Raw genomic sequence first — 16,071 nt, forward strand, 5'->3', positions numbered from 1 at the left:
CGAACCTACTTAGTGATCAGCATGCAGCCAGCAGTAGAATTTCGACATATTTCCAAACGCTTCGGAGCAGTGCAAGCGAATGCCGATGTGAGTTTTTCCATCGCGCAGGGAGCGATACATGGCGTGATCGGCGAGAACGGTGCGGGCAAATCGACGCTGATGAGCATCCTGTACGGCTACTACAAGGCCGACAGTGGACAGATACTGCTGAACGGCGAAGAGCGTCACATCCGCAGCAGCCAGGAAGCGATACGCCTGGGCATAGGCATGGTGCACCAGCATTTCATGCTGGTGGAAAACATGACGGTACTGGACAACGTGATGCTGGGCGCTGAAGGCGGCATGCGGCTGAAAGCGCACCGCGCCGACATTGAAGCCAAGCTGCGCGACATCTGCAAGCGCTATTCGCTGGATGTGGATCCTCTGGCTAAAATACAAGACCTGTCGGTAGGCGCGCAACAAAGGGTAGAGATCCTGAAGCAGGTCTACCGCAGCGCCAATATCCTGATCCTGGACGAACCCACCGCTGTGCTGACCGTACAGGAAACCGAATCCCTGTTCCAGGTGCTGCGCCTGTTCAAGGAACAGGGCAAAACCATCGTACTGATCACGCACAAGCTGCAGGAGATCCTGGCAATCACCGACAGCGTGACCGTGATGCGCGCTGGCCGCGTGGTCGGCGCCGTGCAGACAGCCAATACCAACAAGGAAGAGCTGGCCAACATGATGGTGGGCCGCCCGATAGAAACGCAGTTGCCGCGCGGGCCGTACAAACCCGGCGCCACCGTGTTGAAGGTGGAAGGCCTGAACCTGCACAACGATCAGAATGTCACGCTGCTGGACAATATCAATTTTGAACTGCGTGCCGGCGAGATCGTCGCCATTGCGGGCGTGTCCGGCAACGGCCAGAGCGAGCTGCTGGAAATCCTCAGTGGCATGCGCCTGCCGAGCAAGGGCAGCGTCAGTTTCCTGGACAAGCTGCTGCCTTTCGGCCGCCGCCGCGATGCAGACGGCCTGCCGGCAGAATTCCGCCAGCTCGGCATTTCGCACATACCGGAAGACCGGCTGCGCGATGGCGTCGTCAAGGATTTCTCGGTGATGATGAACCTGATGCTAGGCTACCAGCGCAAGGCCAGCAAGGCGCTGGGCATGATCGACTTCAAGTCGGTGATGCAGCGCTGCGCCGAACTGCTGAAAATGTTCGATGTGCGCCCCGCCAATCCCAACCTGAGGATTGCACTGCTGTCCGGCGGCAACCAGCAAAAGGTCGTCATCGCACGCGAAATGGAAGCAGCACCTAAACTGATGCTGGTCGGCCAGCCCACGCGCGGCGTGGACATCGGCACGATAGAAAGCATCCATGCACAATTGCTGAAGATGCGCGACGCCGGCGTCGCCATCCTGCTGGTATCGGTGGAACTGGAAGAAGTACGCGCACTGGCAGACCGCATCCTGGTCATGTCGGGCGGCCGCATTACCGGCCAGCTGAACGCCAGCGAATTTGATACGACCAAAATAGGCTTGATGATGGGGGGCCTGCACAAATGAGTACCAACGAGCTCCCACGCTGGGCCACCGCTGTCGTCCTGCCGCTGCTGAACCTGCTGTCCGCCCTGCTGGTGGCGGCACTGGTGATTTACCTGCTGGGCGAAAATCCGCTGGAATCGCTGGGTATCCTGGTCAACAGCGCGGTGATGAACCCTGAAGGCCTGGGCTACACGCTGTTCTACGCGAGCACCTTCATATTCACCGGCCTGTCGGTATCGATCGCGATGCAGGCCGGCCTGTTCAATATCGGCTCCGAAGGTCAGATGTACCTGGGTGGCCTGGGGCTGACCGCCGTCATCCTGGCGCTGGATTCCAGCCTGCCATCCTGGCTGCTGATCCCGTTGGCCTTACTGGGCAGCGCATTGTTCGGCGCCGCCTGGGCGTGGCTGCCGGCCTATCTGCAGGCCAAGCGCGGCAGCCATATCGTGGTGACGACGATCATGTTCAATTTCATCGCTGCCAGCCTGATGAATTTCATCATCGTGACCTACCTGATCCCTGCGGGGCAGCAAAACCCTGCCAGCCGCCTGTTTGCCGAATCCGCGTGGCTGCCGAAGATGAATGCCTGGTTTCCGATACTCGGCGATACACCACTCAACATCAGCTTCCTGCTGGCACTGCTGGCGCTGGTCATATACGGCGCCGCCGTGTGGCGCTCTTCGTGGGGCTACCAGTTGCGCGCAACGGGCCTGAACAAGCATGCGGCGCACTATGCGGGTGTTTCGATTACCAAGATGATCGTCGTCGCGATGCTGATTTCCGGCGCGCTGGCAGGCCTGGGATCGGTGAATTCGCTGATGGGCTCCACCCATTACCTGGCGCTGAACTTCCCGGCCGGCGCCGGCTTCATTGGTATTGCAATTGCGCTGATGGGCAGACAGCACCCGATCGGCATCCTGCTGTCCTCCGTGCTGTTCGGCGCGCTGATACAGGGCGGCTTCGACCTGTCGCTGGAAAAATCCAATATCCCTCCGGAAACCTTTATTTTCATCCAGGGCCTGATCATCCTGTTTTGCGGCGCCATGGAAAACTTCTATGCGCCGGCAATCCTTGCCCTGATTAATCGGCTACCTGGCCGACTACCCAATCGACCAACTTCCCGGACCAAGTGACCGCCATGTTCGAAGATTTTCATTTAGCCAGCATCCTGGTATCCACGATCCGCAATGCGCCCGTGCTGATTTTCGCGGCAATGGCCGGCCTGTTTGCAGAACGCAGCGGCGTGGTGGATCTGGCGCTGGAAGGCAAGATGCTCGCCAGCGCCTTTGTTTCGGCATCGGTCGCCTACGTCACGCAAAGTCCGTGGCTGGGCATTGCTGCGGGCATCGGCATTTCGGCGGCAATCGCCTTGCTGCAGGGTTATGTCAGCATCACGCAAAAAGGCAACCAGCTGGTCGCCGGCATCGCCATCAATATCGCTGTCAGCGGCCTCAGTTTTGTGCTGGCGCAATTTTTCTTCGGCCAGGGCGGCCGCACGCCGGACCTGGGCCAGGCACGCTTGTTTGACATCGTATTGCCCGGCACCGACCTGGTCGCCAATATCCCCTTCCTTGGCTGGTTCTACGGAAAACTGATCGGCGGCCATAGCGCGCTGGTGTACCTGGCGTTTGCGCTGGTGCCCATGGTGCACTGGGTTATCTACCATAGCCGCTTCGGCCTGCGTCTGCGCGCTGTCGGCGAGAATCCGCATGCGGCCGACGCCGCCGGTATCCATGTCGAGCGTACCCGCTTCATGGCGATGATGACAGCCGGCGTGCTGTGCTCTTTCTCCGGCGCCTACCTTGCCATCGTGCAGAGCGGTTTTTTCCTGCGCGACATGTCGGCCGGTAACGGTTTCCTGGCGCTGACAGCGCTGGTATTCGGCAACTGGCGTCCGCTATACACGGCGATGGGTTGCCTGATGTTCGGTTTTTTTGCCGCGCTGCAGATCCAGATGGAAGGCGTGGAATTGCCCGGCATAGGCAAGATTCCAGGTTCCCTGATCCAGATGATTCCCTACGTCGTCACCGTGATCGTGCTGGCCGGCTTCATGGCCAAGTCGGTGGCGCCGAAGGCGATCGGCATACCTTTCGTGAAATCGCGCTGAGCGCTTGCCCTTAAAGGTAAACGCGGCAGTAATAACAGAATTCCTACGGCCTCCTTGAACCGGGTCCATGTAAAACAATCGCTGGTATTAGGTTCAGTAACATGGCTAATACCAGAATAGTTTGGAGAATAGTATGCAAAACGCACAAGCAAAACATAAGGTCATCTTTGATACCGATCCAGGTGTCGATGACGCAATGGCGCTGTACTTTGCACTGGCCCACCCGGATATCGACCTGGTCGGCATCACCACTACTTTCGGTAATGTTACCGTAGAGCAGGCAACGATCAACGCCATCTACCTGACCCGTATCGCAGGCCGTCAGATTCCTGTGGCACGCGGCGTGCCCGTGCCGTTTGCCAAGGCTCCCGGCGAACCGCCGGCCTTCATCCACGGTGCCGACGGCCTGGGCAACCTGCACAGCCGCGTCAACGTCGAGGGCGCGCCGGAAGAGCGCAGCGCCGCCGAGTTCATCGTTGACATGGCACGCAAGCACCCCGGCGAAATCACGCTGGTGGCGGTTGGCCCGCTGGGCAATCTTGGCCTGGCATTGAAACTGGAACCGAAGCTGCCTACACTGCTGAAGCAGGTCGTGCTGATGGCAGGCACCGTGGACGAGCCGGGCAATGTATCGCCGGTTGCCGAAGCCAACGTCTGGAACGATCCGGACGCGGCCGACCTGGTATTCACCGCCGGCTGGGACCTGACCATGGTCGGCCTGGATGTGACGCACCGCGTGGTATTGATGTCCAGCTTCTTCAAGCGCCTGGCAGAGCAACATAAACACATCGCGATGGAAACGCTGTCGCATGCCGTCAATTTCTACAGCGACTTCTACAGCAGCATTCGCCCCAATATGGGCCACGGCTGCTTCGGTCACGACGTGCTGGCCTTTGTATGGCTGGTGGCGCCGGAACTGTTCGAGACCAAATCCGGTCGCGTGCGGGTGGCGATGGACGGCATCGGCAACGGCCAGACCATGATGGACAAGATAGGCATCCCTTACCCGCAAACGGGCTGGGAAAAGGAAAAGCCGGAAACCCGCGTCTGCATGAAGGTGGATGCGCCAGCCTGTGAAAAACTGATCGACCAGATCCTCAGCAGCGACTGGCTGCTGCCGGCCCTGACCAAATAAGCCACGGAGGTTTATCATGCATATAGAACCTGTTGATTATCTCGCCCCCGATGCGGCGCAAAAGTTTACGGAAAGCCTGCACCGCACCGGTTTCGGCGTATTGAAGAACCATCCGCTGTCGCAAGAAGTGCTGGAAACCATCTATAAGGAATGGTACGACTTCTTCCAGAGCGATGCGAAGACCCACTACAGCTTCGATCCGGAAAAGCAGGACGGCTACTTCTCGCCCAAGGTGTCGGAAACCGCAAAAGGCAATACCAAGCGCGACCTGAAGGAGTTTTATCATATCTTCCCGTGGGGCCGTTATCCGGCGGAAGTGTCGGATGCTGCGCGCAAATATTATGACCAGGGAGCCGGCCTCGCAGCAGAATTGCTGCAGTGGGTGGAAGAACATACTCCTGCCGAGATCAAGGCCAAGTATTCGATGCCGCTGTCCGACATGATCACCGGCAGCGAACAAACCCTGTTGCGCGTGCTGCATTATCCACCGCTGACAGGCGACGAAGAAACGGGCTCGGTACGTGCCGCCGCACATGAAGACATCAACCTGCTGACCATCCTGCCGGCCGCCACGCAGGCCGGCCTGCAGGTGCAAGGCAAGGACGACAAGTGGTTTGATGTACCGTGCGACTTCGGCATGCTGATCGTCAACATCGGCGACATGCTGGATGAAGCATCGGAAGGCTACTATCCGTCCACCAGCCACCGCGTGATGAATCCAAGCGGTGACGAAGCGAAAAAATCGCGTGTGTCGCTGCCACTGTTCCTGCATCCACGACTGGATGTGAAGCTGTCGGACCGCTACACGGCGGGCGAGTACCTGGAAGAACGCCTGATTGAACTGGGCGCGAAGAAACCCAAGCAGTAGTTGAGTTTCAAGCAAATGCGGCCGATAGGGCCGCATTTCATTTCCCGGCTCCGTACTCCGTTATTGAACATCGTCAACCCATCCGAAAGAACCCCATGAACCAAGAACAACTGATCCAGGAAGCCGTCGCTGCGCGCCTGAAAGCTTACACGCCCTATTCCAAATTCAAGGTAGGCGCAGCGCTGCTGGGCAAGGACGGCAAGGTTTTCCATGGCTGTAATGTAGAGAATGCCTCTTACGGCCTGTGCAATTGCGCCGAGCGTACCGCCTTCTTCAGCGCAGTGGCATCCGGCTACAAGCCGGGCGACTTCAGCAAAATCGCCGTAGTAGGCGACACCGAAGACCCAATCGCCCCCTGCGGCGCCTGCCGCCAGGTCATCATCGAACTGGGCGGCCCGGAACTGGAAGTGATACTGACCAATCTGAAAGGCGACATCAAGCTGACCACCGCAGCAAAACAGCTGCCGGATGCATTTTATCTGAAACCGGAAGCTTGAAAAGTTTTACGAAATCGATAGATACTGTCGTACATTCGAAGCTATTGGAGTGCTTTCAATCGCCGACAAGCTGATTTTGTAGGTTGGGCTGAAGCTTTACCAGCCCAACATCTTCGCAAAACAGCGGCACGTTTTTATACGGTCCCGTAGGGTGCGTTCCTAACGCACCATCTCAGCAGAGAGCTGAAAGACGTTATTGCGTAATCGCAGCAGAAGCGAAAAGACGACACTAGTCCTCCACCGCCCTGCGCAGCCTTTCCAGCGCATCATCCCACTGCCGCGCAATCATCTCCAGCGAACGCCGTGCCTCATCCAGCTGCGCAGGTTCAAACTCCCACAGGCGCTCCCGCCCCGCCTTGACGTCGCGCACCAGCCCCGCTCCCGCCAGCACCTGCAGATGCTTGGTCACTGCCTGCCGCGTGATGTCGGTACCGGCCGTCAGTTGTGCAATGGAAAATGCACCGCCGACGCACAGCACCGCGACCAGCCTCAATCGGGTTTCGTCACCCAGCGCTGCAAACAGCGCGGCCGAGCGTGGCAGTACGGTTTGCAGAGGCGATACTATTGATTTTACAGATTCAGGTGACAACATATTTTTCGATATTCCTCAACTGCCCTTCCCAGCCGCCGCTGTTCATGCGGTAGGCTTCGGAACGGCGCGATACCGGTATCTGGTCAAAGCCAGATTCGACCACCCGCAGCAGCGTGCCGGTATCGGTTTCCTTCAGCTCAAACACCACCAGCGTAGTCGGCTCGGCAGCATAGTCGATAGCCGGATCCATCGGGTAAGGGTGCCAGCGGAAAGAAAAGTGGTGCTGCGGCTCCATGCTGACCACGAGCGCATCAAATACGATGTGTTCGAAACCGCGGATAATGATATTCCCTTTAACGCTTTTGCCGGCCACAAAGGATTGCCCCTTGAGCGCCGCGCCAAACCAGTTGCCGAACTCCTCGGCATTTGACAGCGCCTTCCAGACTGTAGGCAAAGGCGCCTTCAACTGAATTTCTTTTTCGATACGATCTGTAGATGTCATAATATGCTACCTCCTGGTTGCATTATATGTCGCATCCAAATTAATGCAACCATTTTGTTGCATTAATTTTTAATTTCTTTTTTGATCGCTGCGCTTATTGGCCAAGGCGAAAGTCAACATCAACTGGCCTGCCGGGTAAATCCAATTGCGCATGCGGCGCCGGCGTGCGGCTGACGATCTTGCCACGCCGGATCACGAACAGCCTGGCCGCACGCAGCCTTATCGCTTCTATTGCATCCTGCGCGTCCAGCAGCACCATGTCGGCATTGCAGCCGACTTCCAGGCCATAACCCTGCAAACCCAGTATCTGCGCGGGCGTCTCGGTGACAGCTTTGAAGCAGGCGCGCATTGCGTCCTGCCCTGTCATTTGCGCGACATGCAGGCCCATGTGCGCCACTTCCAGCATGTCGCTGGAACCCAGGCTGTACCACGGGTCCATTGCGCAGTCCTGGCCGAAGGCGACCGGGATGCCGGCGGCCAGCATTTCCGGTACGCGTGTCATGCCGCGCCGCTTTGGATAGCTGTCGTGCCGGCCTTGCAGCGTGATATTGATTAGCGGATTCGCGATGGCGGCAACGCCGGATTCATGCATCAGCGGCAGCAATTTACTGACGTAATAGTTGTCCATGGAATGCATGGACGTCAGGTGCGAACCTGTCACCCTGCCCTGCATGCCCAGCCTGTGTGTATGGTAGGCCAGCGTTTCTATATGGCGCGACAGCGGGTCATCCGATTCGTCGCAGTGCATGTCCACACGCAGGCCCTGCTCCGCCGCGTATTCGCACAACAGTCTGACCGACTCGGCGCCGTCTGCCATGGTCCGCTCAAAATGCGGGATGCCGCCGACGACATCGACTCCCATCGTTATCGCACGCTTCAGGTTGGCGAACGCTGTCGCGCTGCGCAGGATGCCATCCTGCGGGAAAGCGACCAGTTGCAGATCAAGATAAGGGGCGACCTGCTTCTTCACGTGCAGCAGTGCTTCCACAGCCAGCAGACTGTCGTCGCAAATATCTACATGTGAGCGCACCGCCAGCAAGCCGCGCGCAACGGCCCAGTCGCAGTACTGCATTGCCCTTTGCACCAGCGCTTCCTGCGTCAGCAGCGGCTTCAGTTCACCCCACAGCGCTATGCCTTCCAGCAAGGTGCCGGACTGGTTGACGCGCGGCAGGCCGTAGCTGAGCGTGGCGTCCATGTGGAAATGGGCATCGACAAAAGGCGGCGTCACCAGGTTGCCGGCAGCGTCTATTTCTTGCGCGGCAGCCAGCGGCAGGCGGGGGCCGACGGCAGTGATCAGTCCGCCGCTTATGGCGATATCGATGGATTTCCTGCCGTCCGGCAGCGTGGCGTTACGGAGAATAAGGTCGGTCAATGCAATTCCTTGGCAAATACATCCGGTGATCAGGAAACGATTTTTGCTCTCTCCAGCATGGCATGCAACAGCACATTGCAGCCGGCCTCCAGGTGCTCCGATTTCGCATCCTCGATTTCATTGTGGCTGATACCGTCCTTGCAGGGCACGAAGATCATGCCGGCGGGGGCGAGGCGTGCTGCATAGATCGCATCATGCCCAGCACCGGAGACCACATCCATCGTCGAATAACCGAGCTTGGCGGTAGCGTTCCTGACCGCATCGACGCATTCCGGGTGGAAGGGACAAGGTGGGTAGTAGGACACGCGCTCCACCGTCACGCCGAGGCCGGTGGCTTTGCTGGTCTGGTCGACGAAGGCCAGGATTTCTTCATGCATCTTGTTCAGCAGTTCGTCGTTGACATTGCGTAAATCGATACTGAATTTGACCTCGCCGGGGATCACGTTGCGGCTGTTGGGGAATACCTGCACCATACCCACCGTGCCGCGGCCATAGGGCGGGTAGCGGTTGCCGATGTTGACGACTTCCTGCATGATTTTGGTGGCGACCTGCAGCGCGTCCTTGCGCAGGTGCATGGGCGTGGGGCCGGCGTGCGCCTCCATGCCTGTCACCACGCAGTCGTACCAGGACAGGCCCATGACGGCCGGCACGACGCCGATGACCTTGTCGGCATCTTCCAGTACCGGGCCTTGTTCTATATGCGTTTCAAAATAGGCGCCGATGGGATGGTCGCCGGGCACCTGGTCGCCGAGGTAGCCTATGCGGGCCAGTTCATCCCTGACCGATTTGCCTTCCACGTCCTTGGCGGCATACGCATGCTCCAGCGTAAAGGCGCCGCAGAAAACGCCGGAGCCCATCATCACCGGCACGAAGCGCGAGCCTTCTTCATTGGTCCAGAAGGCGACTTCTATCGGCGCTTCGGTCTGTATGTTGCGGTCGTTCAGCGTGCGCACTACTTCCAGCGCAGCCAGCACGCCGTAGTTGCCATCGAACTTGCCGCCGGTGGGCTGGGTGTCGATGTGGCTGCCGGACATGATGGGGGGCAGCGCATTGTTCTTGCCGTCGCGGCGCATGAAGACGTTGCCGATCTGGTCCACGGTGACGGACATGCCGGCCTCTCTGGCCCAGCCGGTGACGAGGTCGCGGCCTTGTTTGTCGAGGTCGGTCAGCGCCAGGCGTTTGACGCCCCCTTTCTGGGTGGCGCCTATCTGGGCTAGCTCCATCAGGGATTTCCAGAGGCGGTCGCCGTTGATTTTGAGGGTGTCTTGGGTCATGGTTTGCTTCCTATGCGCTCGCTGTATTTCGTGTACGCTTGCGCTTCGTGGATACAGGCCGGGGGTGGCCCGGCGGCCACTCACTTTTTCTTGCTTCGCCAAGAAAAAGTAAGCAAAAAGAAGGCGACCGCAGACTTGCCCTACGGGTGATGAAGCAAAGCTCCATCACATTTTGCGCATTGCCAAAAATGGGAAATAGACGAAACTCGCCTGCGGCTCAAACAACGTCTATTTCTGATCCATTTTCGGCAAAGCACAAAATGCAGCGTCCCCAGCGGTTTTGAGTCAAAAACAACAGAAAACCCCACATTCAAAACCAGGTTATTGCACACGCAATTCCCGTAACCAACTTGGCATTTATTTACCGCTCCACGGCAACCGGCTCCGCCAGTTTTGCCGATCTTCCCAGCGCATCGAACATCGGCGAAAACGCCGGGCGGTCTACGTGGCGGCCTGCGCCTGGTACTGCGAGCAGTTCGCCTTGTTTGAAGACCAGTTTGCCGCCGCTGACGGTATGGCTGGGGATGCCTTTGACGGTGCGGCCTTCGAAGACGTTGAAGCCGCCTTTGGCGAACTGGGTCTTGGCCGAGATGGTTCTTGTGCCTTGGGGGTCCCAGATCACCAGGTCGGCGTCGGCGCCTACTGCTACCGTACCTTTGCGCGGGTAGATGTTGAATATCTGTGCGGCGTTGGTGGAGGTGACCTTGACGAATTCCGATGGCGTCAGTCTGCCGGTGTTGACGCCGGCATCCCAGATCACGGCCATGCGGTCTTCCACGCCGCCGCAGCCGTTGGGGATCTTGGTGAAGTCGTTGCGGCCTGCGCCTTTTTGCTCTGCGCAGAAAGTGCAGTGGTCGGTGGCGGTGGTGTGGAGGTTGCCGCCTTGCAGGCCCTGCCATAATGCAGCCTGGTGTTCCTTGGAGCGGAACGGCGGGCTCATCACATGGCCGGAGGCGACGTCGAAATCGGGGTGGCGGTACACGCTTTCATCTATTGTCAGGTGGCCGGCCAGCACTTCGCCGAATACGCGCTGGCCCTTGCTGCGGGCACGGACGATGGCTTCCAGCGACTCCGCGCAGGATACGTGCACTATATAAAGAGGCGTGTTCAGCACATTGGCGATGGAAATGGCGCGGTTGGCCGCTTCCGCCTCCACCATCGGGGGGCGAGATAACGGGTGGGCTTCGGGGCCGGTGATGCCTTTTTTCAGCAGCGCCTGCTGCAACTGGAATACCAGTTCGCCGTTTTCTGCGTGCACGGTAGGCATGGCGCCGAGCTCCAGCGCGCGACTGAAGCTTTTGACCAGGATTTCGTCATCCGCCATGATGGCGTTTTTATACGCCATGAAATGCTTGAAGCTGTTCACGCCGTAGTCACGTACCAGCGTGCCCATGTCGTCATGCACGCTGTCGTCCCACCAGGTGACGGCAACGTGGAAGCTGTAGTCGCCTGCGGATTTTTCCGCCCAGCCGCGCCAAGTTTTGTAGGCATCCATCAAGCGCTGCTTCGGGTCCGGGATCACGAAATCGATGATCATCGTGGTGCCGCCGGCCAGGCCGGCTGCAGTGCCGGTATAAAAGTCATCTGCCGTCACCGTTCCCATGAAGGGCAGGTTCATGTGGGTATGCGGGTCTATGCCGCCCGGCATCACATACTGGCCGCCGGCGTCGATGACTTCAGTGGCATTGGCCGCCTGCAGGTTATTGCCGATGGCGACGATCTTGCCGCCTTCGCACAGGACGTCGGCGCTGAACTCGCGGTCTGCATTGACCACGGTGCCGCCACGAATCAGGATACTCATACTGCCTCCTTGCTGTCTTTTATAGCCGGCTGCGCTTACGACGCATTGGCAACTGCCGGTAAAGTCTCTTTCTTGCCGCTCATCATCACGCCGTACACAACGGCCGAAATGGCCATGCCGATGAACCACGCATACGTGTAAATGGTTTTGAACACCTCCGCAGTGCCGGGAAAAGACGCCGGGAAAGCGGCGCTCAGGAAACCCGGCATGTTCGGCGCCACACCCAGCACAAAGGCGATGATTGCCGCCATGTTCCAGCCATTGCCGTATGAATACTTGCCGTCTTCCTTATACAGCTGCTCCACATCCAGCTGTGTATGGCGGATGAAGTAATAGTCGATGATCAGGATGCCGGCGATGGGGCCCAGCAAGGCGGAATAGCCTATCAGCCAGGTAAAGATATAGCCTTGCGTGGACTCCAGTATCTTCCACGGCATCATCGCAATGGCAATAAAGGCAGTGATGTAGCCGCCGGTTTTATACGAGATCAGCTTGGGGCTCAGGGCGGAAAAATCGTAAGCCGGGCCCACCAGGTTGGCCGCCAGGTTCACGCTGACGGTATCGATCAGCAGGATCAGCAGCGCCACCAGGACCGCAATGCCGGTCATGCGGCTGGACAGGTCCACCGGATCCCAGATGGCCTTGCCGTACAGGACGACGGTTGCCGAAGTCACGATCACCGCCAGCATCGCCAGCAGACCCATGGGAACCGGCAGGCCTATGCTCTGGCCTAGCACCTGATCGCGCTGCGATTTGGCAAAACGGGTAAAGTCGGGGATATTCAATGCCAGCGTAGCCCAGAAACCGACCATCGCCGTCAGCGAAGGCCAGAACGTGGACCAGAACTGGCCGGCCTTCTTGCCGCCCTCGATAAATTGCGAGGGCTGGTCCAGGATGGGGCCGAAGCCGCCGGCCTTGTTATAGACCCAGCCCAGCAGCACGAAGCAGATGATAATTTTCAGCGGCGCGGTATAGGTTTCCAGCTTGCGGATGGAATCCATGCCGTGGAAGATGTACCAGAACTGTATCGCCCAGAATACCAGGAAGCAGACCAGCTGCGCGGCATTGATGCCAAGGCCGGCGATCTTGTCGCCTTCCAATGAATGCCCCATCAGCACGCCAAGCAGCGTGTAGATCATCGAGCCGCCGAACCAGGTCTGTATGCCATACCAGCCGCAGGCGACGATCGCGCGCATCAGCGCCGGCAGACGTGCGCCGGCGGTGCCGAACGAAGACCTTGCCAGCACCGCATAGGGAATGCCGTACTTGGTGCCGGCATGGCCGATCAGCAGCATCGGCAGCAGCACTATGGCGTTGGCGAGGAATACCGTGATCACCGCCTGCCAGGCCGACATGCCGCCTTCCACCAAGCTGGCTGCCAGCGTATACGCCGGTATGCACATGACCATGCCCACCCACAGCGATGCAAAATGGTACCAGCGCCAAGTCCGCTGGCTCTCGGTCGTCGGCGCCAGGTCTTCATTCCACAAGCCATTATTGCCGGATAGATCTTTGTTCACGGTTCGCATCTCCCTAGGTGGATTTTTAAAGCGTGCAGCAGCCCCTGATTTTTATGGACGCACAAGAACAACGGCGCCGGGCTGAAACAAATATACAGCACCGTTGCGCAGTTTGAAACTGCGGACAATGCTGCACGTCAGCATGCAAAGCCCATGCCACCATCTTGTTCCCGGCAAACACGGCGATCCCGTTTTCTTCCTTGCGAGCTCAGACAGCCACTGCCCTCGGGTTGCGCGGGTCCTGCGTCCAGTTCATATAGGGTTTATCGCCGGCTTGCGGCACCATCGTAATGCAATTTTCCACCGGACAAGTGATCTCGCACAGGTTGCAGCCTACGCACTCCTCCTTGATCACTTCGTATTTTCTGGCGCCGTTGTCAGCGATCAGCTGCGAGATCGACTGGTGAGAGGTATCTTCGCAAGCGATGTAGCAGCGGCCACATTGTATGCACTTGTCCTGGTCTATCTGCGCAATGACCTGGTAATTCATGTCCAGGTATTTCCAGTCCGTCGTATTGGCGACGGCCTTGCCGCGGAAATCTTCTATGGTCGCGTAGCCCTTCTCATCCATCCAGCGGGACAGCCCGTCTTTCATCTGCTCCACGATACGGAAGCCGTGCAGCATCGCTGCTGTGCACACCTGCACCGAGCCGGAGCCCAGCGCGATGAATTCCGCTGCATCACGCCAGTTGGAAATACCGCCTATGCCGGAAATGGGCAAGCCATAGGTAGCGGGATCGCGCGCGATCTCGGCAACCATGTTCAGCGCAATCGGCTTCACGGCCGAACCGCAATAACCGCCATGCGTGCTGCGCCCGCCAACAATGGGTCGCGCCACCATATTGTCGAGGTCCAGCGAGGTAATGGAGTTGATGGTGTTGATCAGCGACACCGCGTCGGCGCCACCGTTCAGTGCTGCCCGCGCTGGCAGGCGCACATCGGTGATATTCGGCGTCAGCTTGACGATCACCGGCAGCGAACAGTATTTCTTGCACCAGCGGGTGACCATTTCCACGTATTCCGGCACCTGGCCCACGGCAGCGCCCATGCCGCGCTCCGGCATGCCGTGCGGGCAGCCGAAATTGAGTTCTATCGCATCGGCGCAGGTGGCCTCCACCAGAGGCAGCACCTTGGCCCAGCTTTCTTCTTCGCACGGATACATCATGGAGACGATCATTGCGCGGTCTGGCCAGTCTTTCTTGACCTGGGTGATTTCGCGCAGGTTGATTTCCAGGCTGCGGTCGGTAATCAGCTCTATATTATTAAAGCCCAGCACTTCGCGGTTCTTGCCGTAGTGCGCTGAATAGCGCGACGATACATTGACCGGCGCCGGGTCTTCGCCCAGCGTTTTCCACACCACGCCGCCCCAGCCCGCCTCGAAGGCGCGCACGACGTTATAGGCCTTGTCGGTAGGCGGAGCGGAAGCTAGCCAGAAAGGATTGGGCGCCTTGATGCCGGCGAAATTAATGCTCAGATCGGCCATTATGCTGCCTCCTTGCTGACGGAATTCAATGAAGTCAAATGCTGGTGCATGGCAACAGCAGCCAGTTTGCCATGCTGTACTGCCTGCACGGTCAAGTCCTGGCCAGCCTGTACGCAATCGCCGCCGGCATAAATGCCCGGCACGCAGGTCTGGAAGTGTTCGTCCACCCGGATCTTGTCGCCGGCCAATGCGATCTCGCGGCCTACTTCGTCGCTGTCCAAATCGCCGTCCAGCGTCTGGCCTATGGCCTTGAAGATCGCATCGGCTGCCAGTTCAAATGTTTCTCCCGTGCCTTTCAGCTTGCCGTCCGCCATCTGCGTTTTTTCAAAGCGCATGCCGCGCACGCGGCCGGCCTCGTCCAGCAGCACCTGTTGCGGCTGCGCCCAAGTCCTGAGCCTGACCTGGTGCGCCTTGGCGATATCCTGTTCATGGCCGGTGGCAGACATGGCGTCGGCGCCGCGCCTGTATACAATAGACACCTCTTCCGCGCCCAGCCTTGCCATCTGCACCGCCATGTCGATGGCGGTATTGCCGGCGCCTATTACCAGGCAACGCGTGGCCAGCGGCAGGTTCGTCAGATCTTCCGCCTGGCGCAGCACCGAAATATAGTCCACCGCCGCCATCAGGCCGGGTGCGTCTTCTCCGGTCAGCCCCAGCTTGCGGCTGGCGCCCAGGCCCAGGCCGAGAAACACTGCATCGTAGTCCTGCGCCAGCTGCTTCAAGCTCAGGTTATCGCCCAGCGTTTGCTCGTGGCGCAGCTGTATGCCGCCTATCTGCAGCAGAAAATCGACTTCCTTCTGCGCATAATCGTCGGTGAGCTTGTACTTGGCGATGCCGTATTCGTTCAGGCCGCCCGGCTTGGGCAGGGACTCAAAAATGATCACTTCATTGCCCAGCATTGCCAGCCGGTGCGCGCAGACAAGGCCGGCAGGTCCGGCACCGACAACGGCGATGGTGCGCCCTGTGGCTGCTGCCCGCTGGAAAGGGTGCTGCTGAAAATGCATATGGTCTATGGCGTGCCTTTGCAGCAGGCCTATCTTGACTGGTTGCGCTTCAGCATCGTGGTTGCGCACGCAGGCCTGCTCGCACAAGATTTCGGTAGGACATACGCGCGAGCAGCTGCCGCCGAGGATATTTTCACGCAAGATGACCTGGGCAGCGCCGTTGATATTGCCCTGGGCAATATTGCCGATGAAGTTGGCGACGTCGATGTCCGAAGGGCAGACGCGGGTGCAAGGCGCATCGTAGCAATACAGGCAGCGCTGGCTTTCTATCAGCGCCTGCCGCAGGGTCAGCGGCGGCGCCAGGTCGGTGAACTGTGCAGCCAATGCATCATTGGTGGACCCGGCCCTGGCCAGGTATTGGAGAGACTCGATCATGGTGATATTCCTGGCTAGTGAATGGCATTCGTACTCATCGCTACCGAAATGAACTGCTGAAACCTGACTCTACG

At 58.8% G+C, this 16,071-nt stretch carries 14 protein-coding genes; 6 read left to right on the top strand and 8 right to left on the bottom strand.

Annotated elements, in window-relative coordinates; genetic code table 11:
- Nucleotides 1-21 precede the first annotated feature (21 nt).
- The 6 genes from ACO0LO_RS11850 to ACO0LO_RS11875 all read left to right on the top strand — a co-directional run bounded on the left by ACO0LO_RS11850 (nt 22) and on the right by ACO0LO_RS11875 (nt 6,134).
- Nucleotides 22-1,548, top strand: coding sequence for an ABC transporter ATP-binding protein (locus ACO0LO_RS11850; protein WP_422964432.1), 1,527 nt, complete (start codon nt 22-24; stop codon nt 1,546-1,548).
- Nucleotides 1,545-2,660, top strand: a complete 1,116-nt coding sequence (locus ACO0LO_RS11855) for an ABC transporter permease (RefSeq protein ID WP_422964433.1) — start codon at nt 1,545-1,547, stop codon at nt 2,658-2,660. The genes ACO0LO_RS11850 and ACO0LO_RS11855 overlap by 4 nt, the downstream gene beginning before the upstream one ends.
- A gap of 5 nt (nt 2,661-2,665) precedes the next feature.
- A complete protein-coding gene (locus ACO0LO_RS11860; protein WP_422964434.1) occupies nt 2,666-3,634 on the top strand; it encodes an ABC transporter permease in 969 nt (322 codons plus the stop codon).
- Nucleotides 3,635-3,767: 133 nt separating this feature from the next.
- On the top strand, nt 3,768-4,769 hold the full coding sequence (locus ACO0LO_RS11865; protein ID WP_422964435.1) for a nucleoside hydrolase: 1,002 nt from the start codon (nt 3,768-3,770) through the stop codon (nt 4,767-4,769).
- 16 nt (nt 4,770-4,785) lie between these two features.
- Nucleotides 4,786-5,637, top strand: a complete 852-nt coding sequence (locus ACO0LO_RS11870; protein ID WP_422964436.1) for a 2OG-Fe(II) oxygenase family protein — start codon at nt 4,786-4,788, stop codon at nt 5,635-5,637.
- A 95-nt stretch (nt 5,638-5,732) separates the two neighbouring features.
- Nucleotides 5,733-6,134, top strand: coding sequence for a cytidine deaminase (locus ACO0LO_RS11875; RefSeq protein ID WP_188567093.1), 402 nt, complete (start codon nt 5,733-5,735; stop codon nt 6,132-6,134).
- Between the two features lie 229 nt (nt 6,135-6,363).
- Here ACO0LO_RS11875 and ACO0LO_RS11880 read toward each other — a convergent pair whose 3' ends face one another.
- From ACO0LO_RS11880 to ACO0LO_RS11915, 8 genes are all read right to left on the bottom strand, one after another.
- Nucleotides 6,364-6,726 (bottom strand): ArsR/SmtB family transcription factor, encoded by a 363-nt coding sequence (locus ACO0LO_RS11880; RefSeq protein ID WP_422964437.1) that lies wholly within the window; start codon nt 6,724-6,726, stop codon nt 6,364-6,366.
- Entirely contained in the window at nt 6,713-7,171 is a 459-nt protein-coding gene (locus tag ACO0LO_RS11885) for an SRPBCC family protein (protein WP_422964704.1), read from the bottom strand. Before ACO0LO_RS11885 ends, ACO0LO_RS11880 begins: the two co-directional genes overlap by 14 nt.
- 91 nt (nt 7,172-7,262) lie before the next feature.
- Entirely contained in the window at nt 7,263-8,540 is a 1,278-nt protein-coding gene (locus ACO0LO_RS11890) for an amidohydrolase family protein (RefSeq protein WP_422964438.1), read from the bottom strand.
- A 29-nt stretch (nt 8,541-8,569) separates the two neighbouring features.
- Entirely contained in the window at nt 8,570-9,814 is a 1,245-nt protein-coding gene (locus tag ACO0LO_RS11895; protein WP_422964439.1) for a Zn-dependent hydrolase, read from the bottom strand.
- Nucleotides 9,815-10,175: 361 nt separating this feature from the next.
- Nucleotides 10,176-11,615 carry a dihydropyrimidinase gene (hydA, locus tag ACO0LO_RS11900; RefSeq protein WP_422964440.1) on the bottom strand — a complete coding sequence of 480 codons (1,440 nt, stop codon included), beginning with the start codon at nt 11,613-11,615 and terminating at the stop codon, nt 10,176-10,178.
- A gap of 35 nt (nt 11,616-11,650) precedes the next feature.
- Complete coding sequence (locus ACO0LO_RS11905; protein ID WP_422964441.1) at nt 11,651-13,144, bottom strand: NCS1 family nucleobase:cation symporter-1; 1,494 nt, start codon at nt 13,142-13,144, stop codon at nt 11,651-11,653.
- A 199-nt stretch (nt 13,145-13,343) separates the two neighbouring features.
- Nucleotides 13,344-14,618: an NAD-dependent dihydropyrimidine dehydrogenase subunit PreA gene (gene preA / locus ACO0LO_RS11910; RefSeq protein ID WP_422964442.1), complete on the bottom strand. Its 1,275-nt coding sequence runs from the start codon at nt 14,616-14,618 to the stop codon at nt 13,344-13,346.
- On the bottom strand, nt 14,618-15,997 hold the full coding sequence (locus tag ACO0LO_RS11915) for an NAD(P)-dependent oxidoreductase (protein ID WP_422964443.1): 1,380 nt from the start codon (nt 15,995-15,997) through the stop codon (nt 14,618-14,620). The genes preA and ACO0LO_RS11915 overlap by 1 nt, the downstream gene beginning before the upstream one ends.
- Between the last annotated feature and the right edge of the window lie 74 nt (nt 15,998-16,071).

Origin of the sequence: Undibacterium sp. TJN25 (assembly GCF_049339885.1) — a bacterium.
In the GTDB taxonomy this organism is placed as follows: Bacteria; Pseudomonadota; Gammaproteobacteria; order Burkholderiales; family Burkholderiaceae_D; genus Undibacterium.